Here is a 25691-nt window from a genome sequence, read left to right on the forward strand (position 1 = left end):
TGTCACTCTGTGGCAGGGGATTGGCTGCCAACCATGGCCAATCCGAGGAAGGTGGACTGATTCTCATGGCGCAGTGGACTTCGGCGGTCGGTGCGGCCCAGCTCGCGCGGCAGCTCCACGCCCAGCAGCCCCGCCCGACCGGGCCCGGCAACCGCAAGCCGCCGGCCTACCGGGCGCTGGCAGACGGTATCCGGCTCCTCGTCCTCGAAGGCCGGGTGCCGGTCGCCGCCCGGCTCCCCGCCGAACGCGAACTGGCACTGGCCCTGGCAGTCAGCCGTACGACCGTCGCCGCGGCCTACGAGGCGCTGCGTGCGGAGGGATTCCTGGAGTCCCGGCGCGGGGCCGGCAGCTGGACGGCGGTACCCGCGGGCAATCCGCTGCCGGCCCGCGGCCTGGAACCGCTGCCTCCGGAGGCGCTCGGATCGATGATCGACCTGGGCTGCGCCTCGCTGCCCGCCCCCGAACCGTGGCTGACCCGGGCCGTGCAGGGCGCCCTGGAGGAACTGGCCCCGTACGCGCACACCCACGGGGACTACCCGGCAGGACTGCCCGCCCTGCGGCAGATGATCGCCGACCGGTACACCGCTTCCGGCATTCCCACGATGCCCGAACAGATCATGGTCACCACCGGGGCGATGGGCGCGATCGACGCCATCTGCCACCTCTTCGCGGGCCGCGGGGAACGGATCGCGGTGGAGTCCCCGAGCTACGCCAACATCCTCCAGCTGATGCGGGAGGCCGGCGCCCGCCTCGTGCCGGTGGCCATGGAGGAGGGGCTCGGCGGCTGGGACATGAACCGGTGGCGCCAGGTGCTGCGGGACGCGGCGCCCCGGCTCGCGTACGTCGTCGCGGACTTCCACAACCCCACCGGGGCCCTGGCCGACGAGGACCGGCGCCGTGCGCTGGTGGACGCAGCCCGCTCGGCCGGCACGGTCCTGGTCGTCGATGAGACCATGAACGAGCTGCACCTGGACGACGACGTGGAGATGCCGCGCCGGGTCTGCGCCTTCGACCCGGCGGGCAGCACCGTGCTCACCGTCGGGTCGGCCAGCAAGGCCTTCTGGGCCGGCATGCGGATCGGCTGGGTGCGAGCCGCGCCGGATGTCATCCGCAGTCTGGTCGCCGCCCGCGCCTACGCCGACATGGGCACCCCGGTCCTGGAACAGCTGGCCGTCAACTGGCTGATGCGCACCGGCGGCTGGGAACAGGCCGTGCAGATCCGCCGGGAACAGGCGCGGGACAACCGGGACGCGCTGGTCACTGCCGTGCGCCGTGAGCTCCCGGACTGGGAGTTCGCCGTGCCGCGCGGCGGTCTGACGCTCTGGGTGCGCACCGGCGGCCTCTCCGGCTCGCGGCTCGCGGTGGCCGGGGAGCGGGTCGGGGTGCGGGTGCCGTCCGGACCCCGGTTCGGTGTCGACGGCGCCTTCGAGGGATACGTACGGCTGCCGTTCACGGTCGGCGGCCCGGTGGCGGACGAGGCGGCCCTGCGGCTCGCGGCCGCCGCCCAGCTGGTCAGCTCGGGAGCGGGCGCCGGGGCGGAGACGCCGCGGACCTTCGTGGCCTGAGCGCCGGTGCCGACAGCGGACGAGGGCCCGCGGACCGACCGGTCCGCGGGCCCTCGCAGTGCGCCGGTCAGTCGCTGACGGCCACGCTCTCCACGGCGACGGAAGCGGTCACCGGCTCCGCCATCACCGGCTCCGCCGTCACGGGGTCCGCCGTCACCGGGTCGGGCACGTTCGCCTCGATCGCCGTCCGCCGCTCGGGCAGCAGGCCGAGCACCGCCTGGCGCTGCGCCTCACTGGTCGCGTCGTCGTACGGATCGGGCGTGGCCGGCACCTGGATCCGCAGCACCGGACCGGTGCCGAGCCGTGCGTAGCCGCGGCCGGGCGGGACATCAGGGGTCGGAGTGGTGTGCGGCTCCAGGCCGAGGACGGACTCGATCTGGCCGGGGGAGCAGTGACCGAGCACCACCCGGGCCCGGGTGTGGGTCCGCACGGTGTCGCCCAGGCCGTCCAGGCTGTCGAACTGCTCCGTCATCACCACGGTGACGTTGGCGGCCCTGCCGTGCCGCAGCGGCACCTGCAGCAGGTCCTGCGGGTCGGGTCCGTCGTCGGCGGCGGCCAGGTGGCCGAGCACGCTCGGCCGGTCCAGCAGGATCCAGAGCGGGCGCCGGGTGTCCTCGGGGACGGCGTGGCCGGACTGCCGGGCCCGGTTGGACTCGATCAGCCGGCGCTCCGTCTCGTTGGCCGCCCACTCCAGGGTGGCCAGGGACCCGGCCAGCCCGCACTCGACGGCCAGCACGCCCTCGCGCCCGGTGAGACAGGCGTACTCGCCGATGCCGCTGCCTTCGATGATCAGGATGTCGCCGTGCTGAAGTGCCTGCAGGGCGATGGAACGCATCAGCGTGGTGGTACCGCTGCCGGGCTGACCGGCGATCAGCAGATGCGGTTCGGTGGAACGGGCGCCGGTCCGCCACACGACGCCGGGGGCGTCCCGGGTCTCCTCACCGTCGCTGACCGGCACGGTGCGCTGCACCGCGTCGTCGTCCGTGAAACCGAGCACGGTCTCACCCGGGGCGGTGACGAAGCGCTGGGCGGTGATCGAGGTGGGCAGGGCGTCGAGCACGCTCATGACGAGCTGGTTGCCCTCCTCGTCCCAGCTGAAGTGGTACTCGCGGCCGCGACCCGACTTGGCGTGCAGCAGCTGCTCGATCCGGGCGCGGGAGGATGCCTCGCTGTCGGTGAAGTACGCGGGATACGCCACTCGGAGCCGGGAGACACGGCCGTCGCCGTCGAACTCGTATCCGCTGAAGACCTGGTCCCAGTCGCCGCCGTGGGCGAACAGCGGACTGGGGTCGTCGGCCGTGGAGAAGTACGGCACGAGCGCCTCGTACAGGGCTTGCAGCCGCCCGGACTCTGCCTCGTCCGGGCCGGTTCTGACGGGAGTGCGTTCCCGTCCCTTCCATGCGGCAGCGCCCATCACCATGACCAGGGCCAGCAGCGGCCCGTAGGGGATGAGCGCGACCACGAGCACGCAGGCCGCGACGAGGAACAGCGTGGGACCACGCCGGTCCTTGGGCGTCGCGGCCCACTTCTGCCGTCCTGCACCTGCCAGCAGCCGCAGACCACGGGTGATCGTGATCAGCGGATGGAGCACGTCGGTGGCGCTGTCGGCGGCCGTGCGCGCGAACTCGCGACTGCGAGTGATCGAAGCGCTGCCGCTGCTCAGAATGCGGGGGAGTGGTCGCCGGGCCACGTCTGTCTCCTGAAGGGGGTGGGAGCGGTAGCGGAGGGTCAGAACTTGATCCCGCCCAAGAGGCCGGCGAGGCTCGCACCGCCCGCGGTGATGCTCGGTGCGATGGCGGTGCCGGCCAGATAGAAGCCGAACAGGGCGGTGACGAGGGCGTGCGAAGCCTTGAGGCCGTCCTTCCTGAAGAACAGGAAGACGATGATGCCGAGGATGACGACGCCTGACATGGAAAGGATCATGAGTGGTTCTCCTGGTTGGGGGGACAGTCACCATGAGTCCTTCCAAGCTCACCGGAAGTATCTATAGGATAAAAGGTGTAATCGGGTGAAAAGCCGGGTTTTTCACTGGACTGGCAGACAGTGAGGCGCTGCCCGGAGAGGTTTTCGGTCCCGCGCATCGCTCCGTCGTCACTCGACGTGATCTTTTGCCATGGGTGGCCCGGGTCATGTGCCTGGTCGGGCAGTACCCTGTCGATTCACTCGTACGGCCCCACAGGCACCCGTCCCGGCGGGCCGGCTGCGGCGAAACCGGTTAATGGAAGGCGGTCCCCCCGATGAGCGAAACCCCTGATCCCGAGGTGGTGGAGCTGGCCACCAAGGTCTTCGACCTGGCGCGCCGCGGCGACACCGACGCGCTCGCGGCGTACGTCGATGCCGGAGTTCCCGTGAATCTCACCAACGACCGGGGCGACTCGCTGCTCATGCTCGCCGCCTATCACGGGCACGCCCCCGCAGTCACGGCACTGGTCGCCCGTGGCGCGGACCCGGACCGGGCCAACGACCGGGGGCAGACGCCCCTCGCCGGAGCGGTCTTCAAGGGCGAGGACGCCGTGATCCGCGCTCTGCTTGACGCCGGGGCCGATCCGGCGGTCGGCACGCCCTCCGCGCTGGACACGGCGCACATGTTTGGCAAGGCCGACCTGCTGGAACTCTTCGGCGCCCGCTGAACGGGTTCGCCGTAAATGTGGTCGCGGTGGCGAAATGGCTGGGTCATCATGACGTCGCGGGCCCGATTCGGGCCAACCGACGAGAGGTAGGAAGATGGTCTGCACCAGGCGGAAGACGGCGGTCGGCCGATCATGTTGCTGCGCGGCCTAGTGCCCTCCCGGCACGTGGAACTGCACAGTCCCGGTTGCGTCGACAGCTTGATGTGAGGCTTTTCCCATGTTTGATCCGTTCATAGCGCCGAGCGGCACGCTGCTCGGCCTGCTGCAGAGGGGCCGCGGCGACGGCACGCTCCACGCGCTCGCCGCGCCACGCCCCGAGGCCCTGGCGGCTCTCAACCACTGCGTCCTGAGCGATCCGCGTCACGACTGGCAGGTGGAGAACCGCTCCCTCTACTACGCACGCCTGTATCTCGACCTCGACGGCGGTATCGAGGAGATCGAGCGCCACCTCAACGATCCGGACGATCACCTCGACACGGACGAGTCACGGACCGGCCTGGCCCTCGCGGTCCTCGGCCACCTCGCCTCCTACGGACGCGACGACGCGTTGGCCCTGCTGCGGCGCTACGCCGCGGCCGGGTCCAACTGGGCCTGGGCCCTGGACGAGCTGGCCCTGCGCGACGACGATGCCGGGCTCCGCTCCCTCGCCGTGCCGGTGCTGGCCCGGTTCGCCGGGGATGCCGGGGGTAACGCCGAGCTCGCCGCCACCGTGCGCGACGCCTTCGAACCACGGCCCTGGCGGCTCTGGGCCGACGACCCGCGCGAAGCGGTCGGCGCCCGGGTACGGGCCGCCTCGGAACAGGGCTCGTTCGACCGCTGGCAGCGGCAGATGCGGGCCGGTGGCCCCCGTCCCGGGTGGAGCGTCCAGGCCGTCTTCGACTGGGCCCAGCAAGGGCTCGACCGTGGCAGCGACCTCCATGTACCGGCCGCCCGCTGCCTCTCCGCGGTCGCGGGACCCGAGGACCGGCCCGTGATCGTCGAGGCCGCCCGCAGCGGCCCGGACGGCGCCCGGTGTGCCGCCCTGCACTATCTGGCCGAGGCCCAGGACCCGGTCGTCCTCGACCTGATCGAGGCCGCGGCGGTCGGTGCCTCGCGCACGGTCGCCGATGCGGCCGTCGCCGCCTTCGAGCGGATGTGCGGGGACGCGGCGGTGGACCGAGCCCGGCGCTGGGCCCGGCGGCCCGACGCACTCGGCGCCTCCGCGGCCGGAGTGCTGGCCTGCCGCGGCGGCGCACAGGACGCCCCCCTGGTCCTCGGCGCCCTGCGCGACGCGGTACGGGGGACGGGCCCGACGCCCCACGCCTGTGGACGCTGGTCGACGGCACGGGCCGGCTGGGCATCGCATGTGCCGCTCCCGTCCTGCGCCACGTCTACCGGGAGACGTCCTCCTCCCACCTGCGGGGCAGGGCAGCCCGCGCACTGGCCGCCACCGACCCCACCTTCCCCACCGGTTTCGCCGTCGAGTGCCTGTGGGACTGCGAGGAGACGACCCGCGAGGTCGCCGCACGCCACGCGGAGACCGGCGACATCAGGGTGGCCGAGCGCCTGCGCCGACTGGCCGCCGACCCGGCCGAGGAGGCCGAGGTACAGACCGCCGTACGCAGCAGGATCGGGCCGGACGCACCCGCCGTCTGACCGAGGTACACCCAGCAGGAGCGTTGCGCGTCGGGGGCGCGCGACGCCAAGCCGCGAACAGCGGCGCACAGCTGACCCCGGCCCGCACACCGCCGGACCCTCCGCACCCGCGCGGCCACCCGCCGCGCCTCGGAGTCCTTCGCACCCGCGCGGCCACCTACCGCGCCTCGGGGACCCTCCGCACTAGCCCGGACAACGACCGGGCCCCGGCCCCTTCCGCACCCGCACGGTCAACGACCGGGCCCCGGCCCCTTCCGCACCCGCACGGTCAACGACCGGGCTCCGCACCCCGCTCCGCCGGGCAGCGCGCCAAGTCGCCCCGGCCTACGGCCCGTCGCCCTGTACGCCCGGCCTGAAAGCTGCTGTGTCCCCGCGCAGCCCGCGCCGCGTGGAGCGCGCCGGGCAGGGAGTGACCGACTCCGGGGCAACCGGCCGCTTCTGCGCCGTTTCGACCGTTGTCGGTGCGAGGACCTAATCTGTGCAGCGTGACTTCGCCTGCCTACACGGAAAACGCTGCGCCCCAGCTCAGCGCGGGCCGCGGCCCGCCCCGGGCCCGGCTGCCGACGAGGGGCTCTCGCGACGGCTGCGCGCGCTCGCCTGCACGGCGCCGCTGCACGACCTCGACGTGCGCAAGGCGAACCTCGCCGGTGAGTACACCGTCTACGCGATGGCCGAGGTCGCGCTCGCCGCGATCGACCTCGTCACGCTCAACATGGACTTCGACACCGGCGCGGACCACGACCAGATAGTGGCCAGACTCCTGCCGCGCGTCGCCGCGCAGGCCCCGCGCCGACCGGTCGCCGAGCACGAACGCGTCGCGCGCTGGGTGCTGGAGAACCTGATCAACGTCGGGAGCGTGGACCGCGGCTTCCGCGCCGTCTACGGCACCTTCGGGCCCGATGGCACCTACGTACGCCGGGACTACGACTTCAAGCTGATCGAAGAGGTCCCGGGGTACGGCGGCAGCGTCTACCTGCGTGCCACCGACGAAGCGGTCAACGTCCTGGTCGGCGCCCTCGACACGGACGTCACCAGCGCCCAGATCGCCGCCGAGGTGAAGCTGGAGGTCCTGATCAGCCGCGGTCGCCTCGCCGACGCGCAGCTCGCCGCCGAGCAGGCCCGCTACCGGACCGTGCAGTACGCGGAGACCCTCCGCAAGACGCTCGACGCGACCCGGCGCAACGTCCGGGCGGTCGACTGGCTGAACGCCGTGCCCGACATGATCGCCGAGGCGCTGGACCACGTCGCCGACCGGTACCGCCACGAGAACGCCATCCTCACCAACATCCGCAAGGCCCGCGACGAGGCCGAGGAGCCGGAGCACAAGCGGCGTGCCGCCGAGCTCGTCGACATCGTGAAGGACTGCATCCGCCGCCACACCCAGCTGCAGTCGCGGCTGCTGGAGGCCGGTCCGCTGTTCCGTGCCGAACAGGACCGCCAGGCCTTCGCCACCCCGGCCGCCCGCACCGGCCTCGACCTGTACGGCCAGTTGCTGGCCCCTCTGCTGCCGCTCCCCGTCGAGCAGGCGATCCGCGCCACCGACGCGTTCTTCGCCCACGGCACGGGGCTGCGCACCCCCACCTCGGTACGGGTGGGCGACCTGGTCGACATGCTGCTCACCCCGCCCTGGAGCGCGAGCACCTGGGCGCCGAGATGCCCGAACCCGACCTGATCGCCACCCCGGCCGACAGCCGCTTCAGCGAGGAGCAGCTGGCGAGCGCCATGGAGCTGCTGGATCTGGAGCACGACGCACCGCGCCGCCTCTCCGGGCTGCTGGCCGAGGCCAGGCGACGCGATCCCGACCTGCCCTACCTGGTCGCCCTGCTCGCCGTGCACGCGGCGAGCCCCCCGGTCGGCACCGCCTACCGGCAGGGTGAGCGTCGCCTGCTGTTCTCCGTCGACGACGGGACCCAGCTGGAGGACCCCGAATTCGGCGGTGCCGACCTGATCGTGGGCATGGCTCTGCTGGACGCCGCGGGCATGACCGCCGACCGCTCGGATGCGGCATGACGGCGACGCGGTCCGGCCGGACCGCGTCACTCCGGCCGACGGCGGCAGGCACCGTTCCGTACGGGACTCGGGAGGCGGCCGAAATCGCCCGACCGGTCCCGCCCGGAGTTCACGGGGCGGCCATCAGCGCCCGACCCGTCCCGCGCCGGGCCGTGGGGGCGGCCACGCGGCCCCGGCCCGCCCACTCCGTAACCGAGGTAACCGAGATCTTCCGCAGCAAGGAGCGCCCGTCGTGAGCGACCACCGCGCAGAGCACGCCGACGCGTGGAGCGAGCAGACAGCCGCCCATCCGGCCGACCGGACCGGGTCCGCGCCGTCCAGCGCGCCCACGGCCGTCACCCCGGCCGATGCGGCCGACGCCGCCCGGCTCGTCGCGTTCGGGCTGCAGCCCAAGCTGCTGCCCGCCCGCGACGCCGAGTACGCCGAACTGCTGCGCCGTTACCGGGAGGAGTCGGCCTTCGCCCGGCTCGCCGACGCCGTGGCCACCGGGCTCGGACTCGTCGTGCTGGAGGTGTCCACCCGGGCCGGCATGGCCGTCACCGCGGGCGAGGACTCGGTCTTCGCCGTCCGCATGGGCGACTACGCCCGCCGGGCCTCGCCGGACTCCGCCGACCGCTTCCTGCACGGCCTCGCCCACCTCGCCGTCGCCGCGATGGCCTTCCCGCGCCCCGAGGACCTCGCCGACGACGCGTACATCGGCCGGATCACGGTCAACGGCGTCGACGCCTTCGTACGACAGGCGTGCCACCGCCTGGAGGAGCGGGCCGAGGAGCACGGCGACAACACCGACCCGGCCAGTGACGCCCCCGGCCTGGAGGCCGGCTGGCGGATCTACGCCCGCCGCAGCTCCACCGGAGCGACGAAGGACGCCCGGCGGCTGGCCGGTTCCACCACCGGCATCGTCGGCAAGGCCGTCGCCTTCCTCACCGACTCCGGCTTCCTCCAGCGCACCGGGGACGACGCCGGAGGCGCCTTCCGCACCACCGCCCGTTACCAGCTCCAGGTCCGTGACATGGCAGGCAGCGCCGCTATGGCCGAACTGCTGGAGCTTGGCGTGGTAGCGGTCACCGACGGAACGGCGACCCTGCTGCCGCCCCCCGACCCCGACGACCTGGAGCTGGCGGCCGACGCCGGCCTGCCCTTCCACGGCTGACCGGCTCCCACCGCCGCCACCCGCCACCGACGTCTCCCTCCCGCTGCCTGAACGACGAGAGTCCGCCGCCATGTACGAGCTGTCCCGGGTCCGCCTCTACTCCATCGGGCCGGCCGGTGCGCGCTATGCCGACACCGTGCTCGACCTGCGCGGGGTCGGCGAGCCAGTGCCCCATCCCGCCCCGGCGCAGGCGGAGTTCTTCGAGGAGGAACCGGTCGGCCCGCCGCGCCGCCCCGCCCCCGCCGGAGTGCTCTTCCTGGAGAACGGGGGCGGCAAGTCCGTCCTGCTGAAGCTGATCTTCTCCGTGATGCTGCCCGGCCACCGCAACACCCTCGGCGGGGCCAGCTCAGGCGTGCTGCGCAAGTTCCTGCTCGCCGAGGACTGCGGCCATGTCGCGCTGGAGTGGCAGCACACCCTGACCGGCGAATGCGTCGTCGTCGGCAAGGTCAGCGAATGGCGCGGGCGCCAGGTCTCCAACGACCCGAGGAAGTTCGCCGAGGCCTGGTACTCCTTCCGGCCCGGTCCCGGACTCAGCCTCGACTCGCTGCCCGTCGCCGAGGCCACCGCGGTGGGCCGCCCCGCCGAAGGCGTCTCCGGCGCGCGCGGCAGGCGCCGCACCATGAAGGGCTTCCGCGACGCGCTCACCGACGCGGGCAAGTTCTACCAGCACCTCGACGTGCACTGGGAAGAGATCCACGACCGCTGGAACGAGCACCTCGGAGACCTCGGACTCGACCCCGAACTCTTCCGCTACCAGCGCGAGATGAACGCCGACGAGGGCGAGGCCGCCGGACTCTTCGCCGTCAAGAAGGACTCCGACTTCACCGACCTGCTGCTGCGCGCCGTCACCGACACCCGCGACACCGACGGTCTCGCCGACCTCGTCAGCGGCTTCGGCAACAAACTGGGCCGCCGGGCCGAACTCACCGCCGAGCGCGACTTCACCGCAGGCTCCGTCGATCTGCTCGGCCGCATCGTCGAGGCCTCCGGAACGCGTGCGCGTACCCGTGACATCCACGCCGGCGCCGAGCGCCGCACCCGCACGCTGGCGCGCAGGCTCTCCGCCCGCGCCGGCCAGGAGCGCGGCCGGACCGGGGAGCTCGCCCAGCAGGTCACCGGAGCGGCCCACACCGTCACCGGCGCCGAGGAGACCCGCAGCCGCAGCGCCCTGATCGCCGCCGAACTCGCTTACCGGCACGCCTCACTGGCGCTGACTGCCGCCGAGAAGAGCGCGGCCGCCCAGCGCCGGGAGCTGGTCGACGCCCGTACCCTGCACGCCGCCTGGCAGGCGGCCGAGGCCGTGCTGCGTCACCGCGCCGCCGCCGACCGCTCCGCACGTGTCGCCGTCGCGATCCGCGAGGCCGAGCGGGACGCCGCTCCCGCGCTCGCCGCCCGCGCCACCGCCGCAGCCGACCTCGTACGGGCCCTGCACACCGCAGCCGAGGCGGGCGAGAGCGTGGCCAACGAGGAGGAGGAGCGCTCCGAGACCCTCCAGACGGCGGGCGAAGCAGCCCACCGCGACGCCACCACCGCCGCCACCGAGGCGCAGCGCGCCCGCAGCGAGGTCGGCCACCTCCGCCAGCGCCTCGCCGAGGTCGAGCAGGAGACCGCCGAAGCCGTCCGGGCGGGCTGGCTCGACGACACCGCGCCGAACGCCGACCCCGCCCGCGCGGCCCTCGCGGCGAACGACGCCGAGAAGTCCGCGGTGGCCGGCTGGGACACCGCCCGGGAGGCCGCCGGGAGCGCGGCGGACCGGTCCAGGCAGGCAGCGGCCGCCGAGAGCCGCGCCGAACTCGCCGCGGCGCGGGCCGCCGACGGCGCACGGGCCGCGGAACAGGCCTACGAGGCCGAGCTCAGGGCGGCCGAGTCGATCGCCGCCGACCACCGCCTCGCCGACCTGCTCGGCCTGCCCGCCACGCAGGCCGGCGGCGTGCCCCGGCCCCGCAAGGGCGCGACGGGTTCCGGCACCGATGACCGGGCGCGGCACGACGAGGGACCCGACGGCGGCCCCGCCGCGGACCTCGGCCCCGACACCGGCGACGGGACGAACCCGGCCGCGCACGGCGGCCCCGCTGTCACGACCGCGCAGACCAGGCCGGCCGGACAGCCGCTCACCGCCGAGGAGTTCGACCGCAACGCCGAGGAGTTGCGCGACCTCCTGGACCAAGGCGTCGCGTCCGCCGAACGGCGCCTGTTCGAGCTGCGCACCGCGGCTGCCGACGACTCCCGCATCCTGGGCGCGCTCGGCGACGGCGGACTGCTGCCGCCAGGACCCGACGTCCTCGCCACCGTCGAATACCTCGGCGAACACGGCATCCCCGCGCTGCCCGGCTGGCGCTATCTCGCGCAGGCCGTCGACCCGGCCGACCACGCGGCCGTGCTCGCGGCCCGCCCCGAACTCGTCGACGGTGTGGTGATCACCGACCCGGACGCGCACGCCCGGGCCCGGGACGTTCTCGGCGCCGCCGCCCTGCTGCCGCGCTCCGCCGTCGCCGTCGGCACCGCGGCCGCCCTGCTCGCACCCGTCCCGGACCCCGGCACCGGCTCCGGCGCGAGCACCGACGGGGTGTTCCTCGTGCCGCCGAACCCGGCGATGCACGACGAGCACGCCGCCGACGAGGAGCGGCAGGCGCTCAGGAGCCGCGCCGCCGCCCGTGACGAGGACATCCGCACCCTGGCGGCACGCCTCGGTGCGGACCGCGCGCTCGCCTCCCGGATCGGGTCCTGGCGGGCGGACTGCCCGCCCGGCATGCTCGCCGAGCTCGCCGAAGCGGCAGGCAGCGCCCGGACGGCCGCCGAAACAGCCGAGGCGGCACTCGCCGAGGCCCGTACCGTCCGCGCCGAGGCCGACGAGGCCGCCGCGGACACCGCCCGGGTCCGCGACGAGCGTCAGGAAGCCGCCCAGCGTGCCCGCCGGGTCGCCGACGCACTCGCCGGACTCGCCTTCCGCCTTCGCGAACGGGCGGGCTGGCAGGCGAAGCTGCGCGAACTGGTCGACGAGGCGGCGGAGTCCGAAGCCCGCGCGACCGCCTGCCTGGAGCGCGCCAGGGCCGCCGACGAGGACCGCAGGGCCGCCCAGCGGGCCGCCGACGACGCCCGGCGCACCGCCCGCGCCCTGCGCGCCGAGCGGGCCGAGATCGCCGGCGCACCCGAGCACCTGCCGGAGCCCGACCCGGACGCCCCGCGCCACGCGCTGCCCGCCCTGCGCGAGGCCTACCGAGCGGCGTCCCAGCTCTACGAGAAGGTAGGCGTCGGCGCGGACCTCCGCGCCGAACAGGCCCGGGCGGAGAGCGACGAGAGCGCCGCACTGGCCGAGCTCGACCGGCTCACCAACAAGGTCCGCACCCGGGCAGCCCAGCTCCTGGAAGGAACGGACGGCGCCGACGGTCCGTCCCGGCAGGCGGCGGCCGCCCGCGCGGAGTCCCTGGTGCAACTCCTGGAGACCCGCGCCTCGGCGGCCAGCGAGCAGCTGGGCCGGCTGCGCGGCGAGGCCGAGCGGCTGGCCCCCGCCGACGGCGAGAGGCGGCACACCGAACTCCCCGACGAGCAGGCCCCCGTGGACGCCGAGCAGGCCCAGGCCCTCCTGCGTACCGCCACGGCCGAACTCGCCTCCGCCACCGCGGCCCTGGACAGCGCCAGGGGCGCCCACGCCGAGCTGCTCCACGCCCATCGCACCGCGGAGGACTCGGCAGGCGGTTTCGACGAGGCCGCGGCCCTCCTGCGGGACCTTCTGCGCGACCACGGCGACGAGGACCCCGAGACCCCCGAGCCGTACCCCGGCAGCCTCGACGAGGCCCGGCAGTCCGCCGCCGAGGCCCGCCGTTCACTGCGCGGCTGCGCCGCCGACCTGTCCACCGCGGAAGCGGCCGTACGGGAGGCGAGCGACGTGCTGGTCCGGCACGCCAACTCCACCCGCTACGAACAGGTCCGCACCCCGGCCCGCCAGCAGATCCGTGAACTCCCGGCGGCGGCGCTGCCCGAGCACGCGGAGAAGTGGGCCCTCGCCTTCGCCCCCAGGCTGCGGGTCCTCACCGACGAACTGGCGCAGCTGGAACGCAACCGCGACTCCATCGTCGACCGGCTGCGCGGCCTCGTGGACTCCGCCCTCACCACACTCCGCTCCGCCCAGCGGCTCTCCCGGCTGCCCGAGGGGCTGGGGGAGTGGTCCGGTCAGGAATTCCTCCGGATCCGCTTCGAGGAGCCCGACCAGGCCACCTTGACCGAACGGCTCGGCGAGGTCATCGACGAGGCCACCAGGGCCGCGCTCAAGAAGAACTCGGACCTGCGCCGGGACGGGATGTCCCTGCTGCTGCGCGGCGTACAGGCGGCGCTGGAGCCCAGGGGCATCGCTGTCGAGATCCTCAAGCCGGACGCGGTGCTGCGCGCCGAGCGGGTGCCGGTCGGGCAGATGGGCGACGTCTTCTCCGGCGGCCAGCTCCTCACCGCCGCCATCGCCCTGTACTGCACGATGGCCGCCCTGCGCAGCAACGACCGGGGCCGCGACCGTCACCAGCACCGGCACGCGGGCACGCTCTTCCTCGACAACCCCATCGGCCGCGCCAACGCCACCTATCTGCTGGAGCTGCAGCGTGCGGTGTCGGACGCGCTCGGCGTGCAACTGCTCTACACCACGGGGCTGTTCGACACGACGGCGCTCGCCGAATTCCCGTTGGTGATCAGGTTGCGCAACGACGCGGACCTGCGGGCCGGGCTGAAGTACATCAGCGTCGAGGAGCATCTGCGCCCCGGACTGCCGCAGCAGGACCCGGGTGCCGAGACGGTGCACGGAGAGATCACCGCCACCCGCATGTTCAAGCGCTCCGTATCGGGGGCCCAGACGCCCCCGGCGGCGACCGCGAACGAGTCCGCCGGCCAGGGCGCCTGAACAGGGCCTGAGGACCGAGGGCGGGACAGGGCCGACGCCGGGCCAGGACCGGAAGGCCGGGCGCCACGGCAGGACCGGCACCTGATCAGGTCAGTGGACCCCCGCGGCGGGGCGGCGTACGCACGTCGGACGGCTCGACCGACGGCACCGGCAAGGCGGTGGCCCGGACTGTCAGGCCCGGGAGAGCCTGCGGCCCGCGCCCCGGCGGCGTATCCGGGCACTGTCGCGCTGTTCGGTCCGCGCCGCCCGCCTCGCCCTGCGCCGCTCGCGGCGCAGCTGCCGGGCCGAGCTGCTCGGCACCGACACCACGCCGTTGCGCTGGTTCCACACCTGCCGGGTGACCCACACGTCCAGCACCGACCACGTCGCGACCACCGTGCTGCCCACGCTGCTCAGCACCATCGGGAAGGCCAGCCAGGACCCTGCCATCGTCGAGAGGAAGGCCACCAGCGCCTGGATGATCGTCAGCGACATGATCAGAACGGCACGTACGGCCGCCGTGCGCACCGGGTCCGGCATCCGCCGCCGCAGGGCGGGCTCCTCCACCCAGAGCGGCTGCCGCGGAATCTCCGGCCGGTCGCGCGCCGCCGCACCCTTTACCGCTCGGGTCTGCTCCGTCTCCACCTCGCCCTGACGCTCTTGCGTGTCCAAGGACTTTCAACTCCCCACCGCTGTCCGACTTCAGGGTTGCTGCCCGGCATGCGTCCTTTCTACGCGGACGGACCGTGCCATCCTGCCGAGTGCGTCCCAGCAGTCCCCCTACCCCCGTACAGACAGACGAGTGCACGGCTGTGAAGATTCCCCCGAACCGTCACGGAACGAAGAATTCCAGCCAACTGGCATGGGGAGGAATGTGGCGCTCTGGCGGGTCCCTTCTGTCTCTTTCGCGAATTTCATCTCCCGGAATACCGGGACAACTCATGGTCAACTCCCAGCAGGGCGGCCGAAAATCGTCCGGACATGCCTTCGAGTTGTCTCTGTGTCAGTAGTAGGCTCGCGCCGTTTGTTGACGGAACACATCCCCGCGCCGCGGGGCCGAGCTGGGGGAGGCCATGCGCTTTCGCGGAAAGTCCATCCGCAGGAAGATCGTGGCGTTGCTTCTGGTGCCGCTCGTCTCCCTCACCGCACTCTGGGGCTTCGCCACCTATCTGACCGGCCGTGAGGCCGGTCAGCTGCTGAGCGCGAGCACCGTCGTGGAGAAGATCGGCCACCCCCTGGAGGACACGGTCCGGGCCGTCCAGAACGAGCGCCGTCAGACCCTCGTCTTCCTCGCCGACCCCCGCGCCTCCGACGCCCTGCCGGTCCTTCGCCGCCAGCGCGCCGCCACCGACCGGGTCGTGGACCGGGTCACCAGCAGCGCCCAGCACAAGGACATCCGCGACGCGCTGCGACCCGACGCCGAGACCCAGCTCAGTTCCATCCTCGGCGCCGTCGAAGGACTGCAGTCGCTCCGCGACTCCGTCGACAAGCGCACCATCGGCCGGGCCAAGGCGATGGAGTACTACAACAACCTCATCGACCCCTGCTACCGCTTCCTGACCGGCCTGCACGTCATGGAGAACGTGTCCATGGACAAGCAGGTCCGGGCGCTTGCCGGTATCTCGCGCGCCCGTGAAATGCTCGCCAGGGAAGACGCGCTCGTCGCGTCGGGACTCCTCGCGGGGCGACTGACCGCCCCCGAACTCCGGCAGATCTCCGACCTCATCGCCAAGCGCGGTCTGCTCTACGAGATCAACCTCGAAGTGCTCCCCGCGTCGGAGCGCCGCCGTGTCGAGCAGTACTGGGCGAGCCCGGACAGCGAGCCCCTGCGTTCCGCCGAGGACAAGCTCATCGCGCAGGGCCCCACCCGCGACTCCCGCGCGGTAGACCCCGCCCGCTGGCAGGAGGTTGCCCCGCCGGTCCTGGACCGGCTGGCCAACGACTCGACCGAGATGAACAACCGCTTCCAGGACCGCGGCAGGCCCGCCGGCTACGGCGTCCTGATCAAGGCCGGCGTCGCGGGCGTGCTCGGATTCCTGGCCCTGCTCGTCTCGGTCTTCGTGTCCGTGCGCATCGGCCGCGAACTCGTCCGTGACCTGTCCCGGCTGCGCAAGGACGCCCACGAGGTCTCCGGGGTACGCCTGCCGAGCGTGATGCGCCGCCTCGCCGCCGGCGAACACGTCGACGTCGAGACCGAGTCCCCGCATCTGCACTACGAGCGCGACGAGATCGGCCAGGTCGGCCAGGCTCTCAACATCCTGCAGCGGGCCGCCGTCGAGGCCGCCGTCAGGCAGGCCGACATGCGCCGCGGCGTGTCCGAGGTGTTCGTCAACCTCGCCCGCCGCAACCAGGTGCTGCTGCACCGCCAGCTGACGCTCCTGGACACGATGGAGCGCCGCACCGAGAACACCGAAGAGCTCGCCGACCTGTTCCGCCTCGACCACCTCACCACCCGCATGCGGCGTCACGCCGAGGGCCTGGTGATCCTCTCCGGGGCCGCACCGTCACGGCAGTGGCGCAAGCCCATCCAGCTGATGGACGTGGTGCGCGCCGCGGTCGCCGAGGTCGAGGACTACGAGCGGATCGAGGTCCGCAGGCTCCCGCGGATCGGCGTGGGCGGTCCCGCCGTCGCCGACCTCACCCACCTGATCGCCGAACTCCTGGAGAACGCCACGGTGTTCTCACCGCCGCACACCGCGGTCCAGGTGCACGGCGAGCGCGTCGCCAACGGCTTCACCCTCGAAATCCACGACCGCGGCCTCGGCATGCCCCCCGAGCTCCTCCTGGACGCCAACCTCCGGCTTGCCGAGACCCCCGAGTTCGAGCTCTCCGACACCGACCGGCTCGGCCTCTTCGTGGTCAGCCGGCTGGCCCAGCGGCAGAACGTCCGGGTGTCGCTGCAGACCTCCCCCTACGGAGGTACCACCGCGGTCGTCTTCATCCCGGCGCCGCTGCTGACCGAAGCCCCGGAGGCGCACGGCAGCGGATTCCGCCTCGACCGCAGGTCCGAGAAGGCGATCGCCAGCAGCAGGCCGGGCAGCGACACCGCGGGCGGCGCCAACGGCGGCGACAGCGCGCAGGGCGTCCCCGCCGACGGACGCCCGCAGGGCAGCAGGCCCGCCGGCCTCTCGCCGGTCCCCACCGGTCTGGCGGACCCGGCGCTGCTGGACGGGCCGGTCGAGCTCGAAGGCCCGCTCGGACCCAGGGACTTCGGCCGCGACCCGGTGCTCGAAGCCGTCACCGGCCCGGGGCTCGACCCCGTACTCGACGGCCTGTCCGACATCGAGGACACCGAGAGCGAGCGCGGCGGCATCTTCCGGGCCCGCGAGCTGCGGCGCGGCGGCGACCGCGAGCAGCACCAGCAGGCCGCCGACCAGAGCGAGGACCCGGACGGAGTGCGGGCACTGCGCCCGGACGGCACCCGGCCGCTGCCCCGGCGCAAGCCGCCGACCCTGGTCACCGACCGGGGCCGCCGGGTCGACGAGACGGGCCGCGCCCACCCCACGACCGCCGGCCCGGAGGACAGGCCCGCGGCCGCCGGCCCCGCCCTGTCCGGAGACCGGCGCCGGCCCACGGAATCGACCCGTCGGCCGCCCGGTCTGCGGACACCCACCGGGCCCGCCTCGGCCCCGGCGGCCAAGCCGTCGGTGCCGGCACCCCGGTCGCCGTCGTCCACCCGGAGCTCGCCGCCCGCCGCGGACACGGTGGGCGGGCTGCCCCGCCGGATCCGGCAGGCCAGCCTCGCTCCGCAGCTCCGCGAAGGATCCGGCGGCCGTGCCGACGAGCCGGCCCCGGTGGAGACGGCACAGGACATCGAGCGGGACGCGGACGAGGTGCGCAGCCGGATGGCCTCGCTCCAGCGCGGCTGGCAGCGCGGCCGTCTGCAGAACGCCGAGGACGTGACCGGCCCAAGTGACACAGCACAAGGAACCACTCCGGGAGGGGACGGTCCATGACCGCACCGAACGCCGCAGCACTCAACACCGCACGCCAGGGATCCGGCGAACTCAACTGGCTCCTCGACGAACTCGTCGAGCGCGTCGCCAGCATCCGCAAGGCGCTGGTCCTGTCCAGTGACGGCCTTCCCACCGGCGCGTCCAAGGACCTGACCCGGGAGGACGGCGAGCACCTGGCGGCCGTCGCGTCCGGGTTCCACAGCCTCGCCAAGGGGGTGGGGCGGCACTTCGACGCCGGCCGGGTCCGCCAGACGGTCGTCGAACTCGACGAGGCGTTCCTGTTCGTCACCGCTGCGGGTGACGGCAGTTGTCTCGCCGTGCTCGCCGACTCCGACTCGGACGTCGGGCAGGTGGCCTACGAGATGACGCTGATGGTCAAGCGTGTGGGCGCCCACCTGGCCAATTCGCCCCGGACGACCGGTCTGCCCTCCGGAGGGTGAGTGGATGGCATGAGCGCCGACTCCTCCCGTTCCCCTGCCGCCCCCGGCGGTCCGCAGTCCTCGCGCTGGTACGACGCCGACGCGGGGCCGGTCGTGCGCCCGTACGCGATGACGCGGGGGCGTACCAGCAGTGCGTCCCGCCATCGTCTCGACCTGATCGCGATCGTCGTCCCCGAACCCGCGGCCGACGATCCCGGCCGGGACCAGACGCTCTCCCCGGAACACGTGGAGATCGTCGAACTGTGCAGTGACATGCCCCAGTCGATCGCCGAGCTCGCGGCCGGTCTGGATCTCCCCGTCGGGGTGGTCCGGGTCCTGGTCGGTGACCTCGTCGAGGACGAGCTGGTGCATGTAACCCGTCCCGTTCCGCCGGCCGAGCTGCCGGACGTGAACATTCTTCGCGAGGTGATCAATGGCCTTCGGGCGCTCTAGCCGCAGCAAGCGGCACGTTGAGCCCGTTACCCTGAAAATCCTGGTGGCGGGCGGCTTCGGCGTGGGCAAGACGACCCTGGTGGGTGCGGTCAGTGAGATCAGACCGCTGCGTACGGAGGAGAGGCTGACCGAGGCAGGACGTCCCGTGGACGACCTGGACGGCGTCGAGGGGAAGACCACGACGACGGTGGCCATGGACTTCGGGCGGATCACGCTCCGCGAGGACCTGGTGCTGTATCTCTTCGGCACCCCGGGACAGGACCGGTTCTGGTTCCTCTGGGACGAACTCGCCCAGGGCGCACTCGGGGCGGTCGTCCTCGCGGACACCCGGCGTCTGGAGGACTGCTTCGCGGCGGTCGACTACTTCGAACGCCGGGAGATCCCGTTCGCCGTCGCCGTCAACTGCTTCGAGGGAGCCGACCGGTTCCCCGTCGAGACGGTGCAGGCGGCGCTCGACCTGGATCCGGAGGTGCCGGTGCTCCTGTGCGACGCGCGGGACCGGTCGTCCGTACGGGACGTACTGGTGTCCGTGGTCGAACACGCGCTGGCCCGCGCGGACCGGCTCCGCGTACCGGCCACGACGTAGGTCCGGCAGCGGCCGGACACGCACTGGCCCGCGCGGACCGGCCACCGGCCATGACATGGGTCCGGCAGCGGCCGGACCACGACAGCGGAACGCGGCACGTACCCCCGCCGACAGGGGTACGTGCCGCGCGTCGTGGGACCGGCGGGAGGTGGCCGGCCGGACGCCCGGTCCTAGGGTCTTTCGTTTGGGTCAGGCCAGGGCACGTGAGCCCGGCGTGATCCAGCCGAGAGTCCCTACTGCCCGTCGGCGCCCTCCTGCTGCCAGCCGAGGCTCCGCTCCACCGCCCTGCGCCAGTTGCCGTACTCGCGCTCGCGGACCTGCGGCTCCATACGGGGCTGCCACTCCACATCGCGCTGCCAGTGCGCCCTGAGTTCGTCGAGGCCCGACCACACCCCGGTCGCCAGCCCCGCCGCGTAGGCGGCGCCCAGACACGTCGTCTCCGAGATCTTCGGCCTGATCACCGGAACACCCAGCACGTCCGCCTGGTGCTGCATGAGCAGGTGGTTGGCCGTCATGCCGCCGTCCACCTTCAGCGTCGTGATCGGCACCCCGGAGTCCTGGTACATCGCGTCCACGACCTCACGCGTCTGCCAGCTGGTCGCCTCCAGGACGGCGCGCGCCAGATGCGCTTTGGTGACGAAGCCGGTCAGGCCGGTGATCACGCCCCGGGCGTCGGAGCGCCAGTAGGGGGCGAACAGGCCGGAGAACGCCGGCACGATGTACGCGCCCCCGTTGTCCTCGACGCTCGCCGCCAGCGTCTCGATCTCCGCAGCGCTCCCGATGATCCCGAGCTGGTCGCGGAACCACTGGACCAGCGCCCCGGTGATCGCGATCGACCCTTCCAGGCAGTAGACGGGCGGCTGGTCGCCGATCCGGTAGCCGAGCGTCGTGATCAGTCCGCTCTTGGACGGCACGGGGCGGCTCCCGGTGTTGAGCAGCAGGAAACTTCCGGTGCCGTACGTGTTCTTGGCCGTGCCGGGGTCGTAGCAGGCCTGCCCGAAGACCGCGGCCTGCTGGTCGCCCAGCGCGGAGGCCACCGGCACACCGGCGAGCGCGCCGACGGCCGTCCCGTACACCTCGGACGACGACCTGATCTCCGGGAGGATCGCCGCGGGGAGGTTCATCGCGGCGAGGATGGCCGGGTCCCACCGCAGTGTCTCCAGGTCCATCAGCATCGTGCGCGACGCGTTGGTCACGTCCGTGACGTGGACGCCGCCCTCGGTGCCGCCCGTGAGATTCCAGATCAGCCAGGAGTCCATGGTCCCGAACGCGATCTCGCCCCGCTCGGCCCGCTCGCGGAGCCCGGGCACGTGGTCCAGCAGCCAGGCGGCCTTGGGCCCGGAGAAGTAGCTGGCCAGCGGGAGGCCGGTGGTGGAGCGGAACCGGTCCTGGCCGTCGGTGCCGCCGAGTTCCTGGCAGAGGCCGGCGGTGCGGGTGTCCTGCCAGACGATGGCGTGGTGGACGGGGAGGCCGGTGGCCCGGTCCCAGAGCACGGTCGTCTCGCGCTGGTTGGTGATCCCGAGGGCGCTGAGCTGTTCCGCCCGCAGCCCGGCCCGGTCCAGCGCGCCCGCGACGACGCCCTGCACGGTGGTCCAGATCTCGGATGCGTCGTGCTCCACCCAGCCCGGCCGGGGAAAGATCTGCCGGTGTTCGCGCTGGTCGACGGCGACGACGGCACCGTCCTGGTCGAAGATCATGCAGCGGCTGGAGGTGGTGCCCTGGTCGATGGCGGCGACAAACCTGATCGTCATGACGTCCCCTTGTCCGTCGGGTGCTTGTGGCAGCGGCCTCAGAACGCGGCGTTGAACAGGACGCCGCCCAGCAGACCGCCCAGGAGCGGACCCACGACCGGTATCCAGGAGTAGCTCCAGTCGGACGTGCCCTTGTTCGGTATCGGAAGCAGCGCGTGCACCAGCCGGGGACCGAGGTCCCGGGCCGGGTTGATCGCGTAGCCGGTGGGCCCGCCGAGCGAGAGACCGATGCCCACCACGAGGAGGGCGACCAGGAGTACGGAGATGCCGGAGCCGTAGATGCCGGCAGCGGAACCGGCCACCGGGCCGATCCCGATCCCGGAGTTCTTCCCGAAGGCCAGGATCGGCAGTACCAGCGCGGTCGTGGCGATGATCTCGGTGACCAGGTTGGCCAGCGGGTTCCGGATCTCCGGAGCGGTCGCGAAGATCCCCAGGGTGGGCCCGGAGGTGTCCGCGTCGGCATTGGCACGGAACTGCGCGTAGTACGTGAGCCAGGCGAGCACGGCGCCGATCACCGCGCCGGTCAGCTGGCCCAGGATGTAGAGCGGGACCTTGTCCCACTCACCGGTGTCGACGGCGATGCCGATGGTCACCGCCGGATTGAGATGCCCGCCCGACAACGGCGCGGCGGTGTACGCCCCGGCCAGCACACCGAATCCCCATCCGAAGGAGATGACGACCCAGCCCGCGGCCCTGGCCTTCGAGTGAGCGAGCGTGACGGCGGCGCAGACACCCGCGCCGAAGAGGATGAGGATGGCCGTTCCGAGGACTTCCCCGACGAAGATGTCTCCATTGCTCATGGCGCTCCCAGTGGTTGTCCGGCGGGTCCCGCCGGACGCTTCCATGGCTACGGAGGCCGGGGGCGGGAACGTGCCGTGCCCCGGCGACCGCGTCGAGCGTGCTGACCGAGCCGGACCGCCCTGGAGTGGTGAGGGCGCGAGCGACTGGGAATGGAGTGTTCACCGCGCGTGACGGGCCGTCAAGGAGGCTGACAACAAACGCAGTTGGCGGCGGGTGCGGACGCGGTCGAGCAGGCGTCCGTGCACCGGGACGACCCCCGAGCCGTGGCCGTCCCGGCGTCAGCGGACCGCGACGACCGCCGAGCCGTGACCGAACAGGCCCTGGTTGGCGGACATCGCGGCGCGCGCCCCCGGAACCTGACGTTCCCCCGCGGTGCCGCGCAGCTGCCAGGTCAGTTCACAGACCTGGGCGATGGCCTGCGCCGGCACCGCCTCACCGAACGACGCGAGCCCGCCGCTGGGGTTCACCGGGATGCGCCCGCCGAGTGCCGTCGCGCCTTCGCGCACGAGCGACGCGCCCTCGCCCACCGGGCACAGCCCGAGGTCCTCGTACCACTCCAGTTCCAGGGCGGTGGAGAGGTCGTACACCTCGGCGAGGGAGAGATCCGCGGGCCCGATCCCCGCTTCCTCGTACGCCGCCTGCGCGAGGGAGGCGCGGAAGCTCATGGGTGCGGGTTCCACGGCGACCGCCGAATCGGTGGCGATGTCCGGCAGGTCGAGCACGGCCTTCGGGTACGTCGGCGTCACGGTCGAAACGGCACGGATGCGGACCGGGTCCGCGACCCCGTGGCGCCGGGCGAAGTCCATGCTGGTCAGCACCAGCGCCGCCGCGCCGTCGGAGGTGGCGCAGATGTCGAGCAGCCGCAGCGGATCGGCGACCACCGCGGAGGCCGCGACCTGCTCGGCGCTCACGGCCGCCCGGTAGCGGGCGTTGCTGTTCAACGCGCCGGCCGCCGCGTTCTTCACCTTGACCAGGGCGAAGTCCTCCGGTGTGTCTCCGTACACGGCCATCCGGCGACGGGCGTAGAGCGCGAAGTAGGCGGGGTTCGTCGCGCCGAGCACCCGGAACCGCAGCCAGTCCGGATCATCGGGCCGGTCGCCGCCCGCCGGGGCGAAGAACCCCTTGGGCGCCGCGTCCGCGCCGACCACGAGCACCACGTCCGCCATGCCGGCCAGGATCTGCGCCCTGGCGGTGTTGACGGCCTGGGCGCCCGAGGCGCAGGCGGCGTACACACTGGTGACCCGGGCGCCCTGCCAGCCCAGCGCCTGCGCGAACGTCGCGCCGGCCACGTACCCCGGATACCCGCCGCGCACGGTGTCCGCGCCGACCACGGACTGCACGTCCGGCCAGTCGATGCCCGCGTCGCCGAGTGCGCTGCGGGCCGCCACCCTGCCGTACTCCACGAAGCTGCGCCCCCACTTGCCCCAGGGATGCATTCCTGCTCCGAGGACGGCCACGTCCCCGCTCATCGCCCACCGTCCACGGGCGTGGTGGCGACGGGCCGCCAGTGCCATGTCGTCCACACCGTGCCGTCGTCCCGGTCAGGGCCCGTGCCGAGCACCCCCGGCACTGCCTCGACCGTCATCCCGATCGCCAGATCCGCGACACCGATACCGGGCGCGGCCTGCCCGAGCACCACCATCCGCTCGGCCGCGAGCTCCACGGCCACCAGCGTGTACGGCTCCCAGGGCACGTCAGGGTCGGAGAGGTAGGGCGCCGGCGGGCGATAGCGGCCGTCGGTGTACGACCAGACGGTGCCGCGCCGGGACAGCGGGACCTCGGTCGGTTCGCCGCCCGCACAGCCCGGATTGCGGCAGAAGGCGTCCTGGCGCGGGAAGAAGACCGAAGAGCAGAGCGGGCAGCGGGTGCCCAACAGCCGGAAGTCCTCATCCGGGCCGTCCTCGGTGAACCACCCGGCCACCACTGGTATGCGCTTGCGCGGCAAAGTCCCTCCCCGGCACTGAATCTGACGGAACGTCAGAAGTGTGCCACGGTCAGCCGTTGTCGGCGAGCCACTTGGCGGCGGTCTCTGCGAGCTCCCGGTCGCGCCCGGCCAGCATCATCCGGATCATCTGCACGTCTCCGCGCAGCGACCACGCCGGATGACCGAAGGAGGCCGGGTTGTTCCCCTCGATCAGGAAGTGGGCGGGCCAGGCGGTCCCGTACCCGATCAGCGGCAGTGCCGCCGCGTATCGCTTGCGGCCGCGCGCCAGGCCGTAGGCCGTGATCGCGAGGCCGGTCAGGGTGCCGGTCAGATGGACCCAGCGGGTCGCGGCCCTGGAGTGCATCGCGACGTAGTACGGCCAGAATTCCTCGTACGAATCGAACGTCTGCTGTGACATAGGGGCACCGTAATGGCTCCGGCGGCAACCGGATACGGCCGATCCGCGTCCGAGAAGGAGAACGGGTGGCCGGAACCCACGGGGGTGGTCCCAGTCACCCGTTCCCCGCCTCCTGGCTCAGTGCCCGGCGACGGACCTGCGAGCCACCGGGAAGTCGAAGTAGGTGTCCGGGAACAGCTCCGGCTGGAAGGTGTAGTGCCACCACTCCTCGGCCAGGTTGACGAATCCGGCGTCGGTGAGCGTCTTCTTCAGGAACTGCCGGTTGGTGCGCTGCACCCCCTGGATCCGCGGATCGTCCGTGTGCGAGAGCGTGTCGAAGCAGTCGAATCCGGTGCCCATGTCGATCGAGTTGTCGGGGAAGCGGTCGGCCCGCGGCGCGTAGCACGGCACCAGTTCCTGGCCCGGGTGGTACGGCTTGGTGGGCCGGGCCGGCAGCCTCACCAGCGTCAGGTCCACGGTGCTGCCGCGGCTGTGTCCGGACTTCTCCGCGATGTAACCGTCCGCGAACAGCCGGGTCTTGTCGACCCGCGGATAGAACTCGCCCTTCATGGTCTCGTCGTCGAGGTCCTTCGCCCACCGTACGAAGTGGTCGACGGCCCGCTGGGGCCGGTAGCAGTCGTACACCTTCAGTGAATAGCCCTGCCGCAGCAGCCGGAGCTGGGCCCGGTGCAGGGCCTGCGCGGCCGGCCGGGTCAGGATGCAGAGGGGCTGGAGGTAGCCGTCCACCGGTTCGCCCATGAAGTCGTGCCCGGTGGGGTAGCGCATCTCCTGGAGGATCGTGGGATCCACCGAGCGCAGCGGGACGAACTCCCCGGGAGCCTTCGGCTCGGGCTTCGCCTGCGCCACGGGGGCGGTGGCGGTGACGGCGAGCAGGGTGGCGGCAGCGGCTGCCAGGACACGGAGAGCGGAAGCAAGACCTGTCATGAGCACATCGTCCATCAGTCCGGCGGCCCCGGGCAGGCGATCGGATACAGTCCGCGCGTGTCCGCGACGACGAGTGAACCGGAGATGCCCGTGAAGAACTCCCACTGCGGCAGCTGCGGAGCTCCGTACACCGCTCTCGCCTCCCCGGACGCCTGGCCCCGCACCTGCGCCGCCTGCGGCGACACCGCCTACCGCAACCCGCTGCCCGTCGCCGTCGCCCTGCTCCCCGTCAGCGACCGGGACGGCACCGGACTCGTCGTCATCACCCGCACCATCGAACCCTGCCTCGGCGGACGCGCACTCCCCGGCGGATTCGTCGACCACGCCGAGGACTGGAGACACGCGGTCGTACGCGAACTCCGCGAGGAGACCGGCATCGAGGCCCACCGCGACGACGTGCGCCTCGCCGACGCCCTCAGCTCACCCGACGGCCACCTGCTCCTGTTCGGCCTGCTCCCCACCCGGCCGGCGGCCGGACTCCCGCCCTCCGTACCGACCGACGAAACGTCCGGGTACGAAGTACTGCGCACCCCCGAAGCCCTCGCCTTCCCGCTCCACACGGACGCCGTCCGCTCCTGGTTCGCCGGCCGCTACCGCTGACC

At 72.8% G+C, this 25691-nt stretch carries 18 protein-coding genes and 2 pseudogenes; 11 read left to right on the forward strand and 9 right to left on the reverse strand.

Annotated elements, in window-relative coordinates:
* The first annotated feature begins 65 nt into the window (after positions 1–65).
* Positions 66–1565 (forward strand): PLP-dependent aminotransferase family protein, encoded by a 1500-nt coding sequence (locus LNW71_RS28710; protein WP_250970854.1) that lies wholly within the window; start codon positions 66–68, stop codon positions 1563–1565.
* Between the two features lie 67 nt (positions 1566–1632).
* Here LNW71_RS28710 and LNW71_RS28715 read toward each other — a convergent pair whose 3' ends face one another.
* The gene (locus LNW71_RS28715; RefSeq protein WP_250970855.1) at positions 1633–3255 is read right to left on the reverse strand and encodes an ATP-binding protein; all 1623 of its coding nucleotides are present in this window, start codon (positions 3253–3255) and stop codon (positions 1633–1635) included.
* A gap of 38 nt (positions 3256–3293) precedes the next feature.
* On the reverse strand, positions 3294–3488 hold the full coding sequence (locus LNW71_RS28720) for a hypothetical protein (RefSeq protein ID WP_018103962.1): 195 nt from the start codon (positions 3486–3488) through the stop codon (positions 3294–3296).
* A 314-nt stretch (positions 3489–3802) separates the two neighbouring features.
* Between LNW71_RS28720 and LNW71_RS28725 the strand changes: the two genes are divergently transcribed.
* The 5 genes and pseudogenes from LNW71_RS28725 to LNW71_RS28745 all read left to right on the forward strand — a co-directional run bounded on the left by LNW71_RS28725 (position 3803) and on the right by LNW71_RS28745 (position 13878).
* A complete protein-coding gene (locus LNW71_RS28725) occupies positions 3803–4195 on the forward strand; it encodes an ankyrin repeat domain-containing protein (RefSeq protein ID WP_250970856.1) in 393 nt (130 codons plus the stop codon).
* Positions 4196–4412: 217 nt separating this feature from the next.
* Positions 4413–5830 (forward strand): annotated as a pseudogene (locus tag LNW71_RS28730) (HEAT repeat domain-containing protein).
* A gap of 485 nt (positions 5831–6315) precedes the next feature.
* Positions 6316–7840: pseudogene (locus LNW71_RS28735) on the forward strand (hypothetical protein).
* 232 nt (positions 7841–8072) lie between these two features.
* Positions 8073–8993, forward strand: coding sequence for a hypothetical protein (locus LNW71_RS28740; RefSeq protein WP_250970857.1), 921 nt, complete (start codon positions 8073–8075; stop codon positions 8991–8993).
* A 70-nt stretch (positions 8994–9063) separates the two neighbouring features.
* Positions 9064–13878, forward strand: a complete 4815-nt coding sequence (locus LNW71_RS28745) for a hypothetical protein (RefSeq protein ID WP_250970858.1) — start codon at positions 9064–9066, stop codon at positions 13876–13878.
* Positions 13879–14049: 171 nt separating this feature from the next.
* On the opposite strand, the gene LNW71_RS28750 is transcribed toward LNW71_RS28745, so the two are convergent.
* A complete protein-coding gene (locus tag LNW71_RS28750) occupies positions 14050–14529 on the reverse strand; it encodes a hypothetical protein (protein ID WP_285802216.1) in 480 nt (159 codons plus the stop codon).
* A gap of 401 nt (positions 14530–14930) precedes the next feature.
* Here LNW71_RS28750 and LNW71_RS28755 point away from each other — a divergent pair, with 401 nt between their 5' ends.
* The 4 genes from LNW71_RS28755 to LNW71_RS28770 are packed head-to-tail and all read left to right on the forward strand — an operon-like array spanning position 14931 to position 19271.
* Positions 14931–17813, forward strand: coding sequence for a nitrate- and nitrite sensing domain-containing protein (locus LNW71_RS28755; RefSeq protein WP_250970859.1), 2883 nt, complete (start codon positions 14931–14933; stop codon positions 17811–17813).
* A complete protein-coding gene (locus tag LNW71_RS28760; RefSeq protein WP_250970860.1) occupies positions 17810–18253 on the forward strand; it encodes a roadblock/LC7 domain-containing protein in 444 nt (147 codons plus the stop codon). The genes LNW71_RS28755 and LNW71_RS28760 overlap by 4 nt, the downstream gene beginning before the upstream one ends.
* 9 nt (positions 18254–18262) lie before the next feature.
* A complete protein-coding gene (locus LNW71_RS28765) occupies positions 18263–18685 on the forward strand; it encodes a DUF742 domain-containing protein (protein WP_250970861.1) in 423 nt (140 codons plus the stop codon).
* Complete coding sequence (locus LNW71_RS28770) at positions 18666–19271, forward strand: ATP/GTP-binding protein (protein WP_250970862.1); 606 nt, start codon at positions 18666–18668, stop codon at positions 19269–19271. Before LNW71_RS28765 ends, LNW71_RS28770 begins: the two co-directional genes overlap by 20 nt.
* A 233-nt stretch (positions 19272–19504) precedes the next feature.
* Here the strand turns inward: LNW71_RS28770 and glpK are convergent, their stop codons facing one another.
* The 6 genes from glpK to LNW71_RS28800 form a co-directional block, all read right to left on the reverse strand.
* Positions 19505–21022: a glycerol kinase GlpK gene (gene glpK / locus LNW71_RS28775; protein WP_250970863.1), complete on the reverse strand. Its 1518-nt coding sequence runs from the start codon at positions 21020–21022 to the stop codon at positions 19505–19507.
* A 38-nt stretch (positions 21023–21060) separates the two neighbouring features.
* Entirely contained in the window at positions 21061–21822 is a 762-nt protein-coding gene (locus LNW71_RS28780) for an MIP/aquaporin family protein (RefSeq protein ID WP_250970864.1), read from the reverse strand.
* Between the two features lie 279 nt (positions 21823–22101).
* Positions 22102–23292, reverse strand: coding sequence for a lipid-transfer protein (locus tag LNW71_RS28785; RefSeq protein WP_250970865.1), 1191 nt, complete (start codon positions 23290–23292; stop codon positions 22102–22104).
* Positions 23289–23768, reverse strand: coding sequence for a Zn-ribbon domain-containing OB-fold protein (locus LNW71_RS28790; protein ID WP_250970866.1), 480 nt, complete (start codon positions 23766–23768; stop codon positions 23289–23291). The genes LNW71_RS28785 and LNW71_RS28790 overlap by 4 nt, the downstream gene beginning before the upstream one ends.
* A gap of 49 nt (positions 23769–23817) precedes the next feature.
* On the reverse strand, positions 23818–24165 hold the full coding sequence (locus LNW71_RS28795) for a DUF962 domain-containing protein (protein WP_250970867.1): 348 nt from the start codon (positions 24163–24165) through the stop codon (positions 23818–23820).
* A gap of 117 nt (positions 24166–24282) precedes the next feature.
* Positions 24283–25089: a M15 family metallopeptidase gene (locus LNW71_RS28800; RefSeq protein WP_250970868.1), complete on the reverse strand. Its 807-nt coding sequence runs from the start codon at positions 25087–25089 to the stop codon at positions 24283–24285.
* Between the two features lie 84 nt (positions 25090–25173).
* Here LNW71_RS28800 and LNW71_RS28805 point away from each other — a divergent pair, with 84 nt between their 5' ends.
* Positions 25174–25689, forward strand: coding sequence for an NUDIX domain-containing protein (locus LNW71_RS28805; protein WP_250972178.1), 516 nt, complete (start codon positions 25174–25176; stop codon positions 25687–25689).
* Positions 25690–25691 lie beyond the last annotated feature (2 nt).

It is taken from the genome of Streptomyces sp. RKAG290, assembly GCF_023701695.1.
Lineage (GTDB): Bacteria > Actinomycetota > Actinomycetes > Streptomycetales > Streptomycetaceae > Streptomyces.

What these genes read in the sequence shown, in the direction of transcription:
- LNW71_RS28710 (WP_250970854.1), top strand. Translation starts at nt 66, where the DNA reads ATGGCGCAGTGGACTTCGGCGGTCGGTGCGGCCCAGCTCGCGCGGCAG.
- LNW71_RS28720 (WP_018103962.1), bottom strand. Translation starts at nt 3,488, where the DNA reads ATGATCCTTTCCATGTCAGGCGTCGTCATCCTCGGCATCATCGTCTTC.
- LNW71_RS28725 (WP_250970856.1), top strand. Translation starts at nt 3,803, where the DNA reads ATGAGCGAAACCCCTGATCCCGAGGTGGTGGAGCTGGCCACCAAGGTC.
- LNW71_RS28745 (WP_250970858.1), top strand. Translation starts at nt 9,064, where the DNA reads ATGTACGAGCTGTCCCGGGTCCGCCTCTACTCCATCGGGCCGGCCGGT.
- LNW71_RS28755 (WP_250970859.1), top strand. Translation starts at nt 14,931, where the DNA reads ATGCGCTTTCGCGGAAAGTCCATCCGCAGGAAGATCGTGGCGTTGCTT.
- LNW71_RS28760 (WP_250970860.1), top strand. Translation starts at nt 17,810, where the DNA reads ATGACCGCACCGAACGCCGCAGCACTCAACACCGCACGCCAGGGATCC.
- LNW71_RS28765 (WP_250970861.1), top strand. Translation starts at nt 18,263, where the DNA reads ATGAGCGCCGACTCCTCCCGTTCCCCTGCCGCCCCCGGCGGTCCGCAG.
- LNW71_RS28770 (WP_250970862.1), top strand. Translation starts at nt 18,666, where the DNA reads ATGGCCTTCGGGCGCTCTAGCCGCAGCAAGCGGCACGTTGAGCCCGTT.
- glpK (WP_250970863.1), bottom strand. Translation starts at nt 21,022, where the DNA reads ATGACGATCAGGTTTGTCGCCGCCATCGACCAGGGCACCACCTCCAGC.
- LNW71_RS28780 (WP_250970864.1), bottom strand. Translation starts at nt 21,822, where the DNA reads ATGAGCAATGGAGACATCTTCGTCGGGGAAGTCCTCGGAACGGCCATC.
- LNW71_RS28785 (WP_250970865.1), bottom strand. Translation starts at nt 23,292, where the DNA reads ATGAGCGGGGACGTGGCCGTCCTCGGAGCAGGAATGCATCCCTGGGGC.
- LNW71_RS28795 (WP_250970867.1), bottom strand. Translation starts at nt 24,165, where the DNA reads ATGTCACAGCAGACGTTCGATTCGTACGAGGAATTCTGGCCGTACTAC.
- LNW71_RS28800 (WP_250970868.1), bottom strand. Translation starts at nt 25,089, where the DNA reads ATGACAGGTCTTGCTTCCGCTCTCCGTGTCCTGGCAGCCGCTGCCGCC.
- LNW71_RS28805 (WP_250972178.1), top strand. Translation starts at nt 25,174, where the DNA reads ATGCCCGTGAAGAACTCCCACTGCGGCAGCTGCGGAGCTCCGTACACC.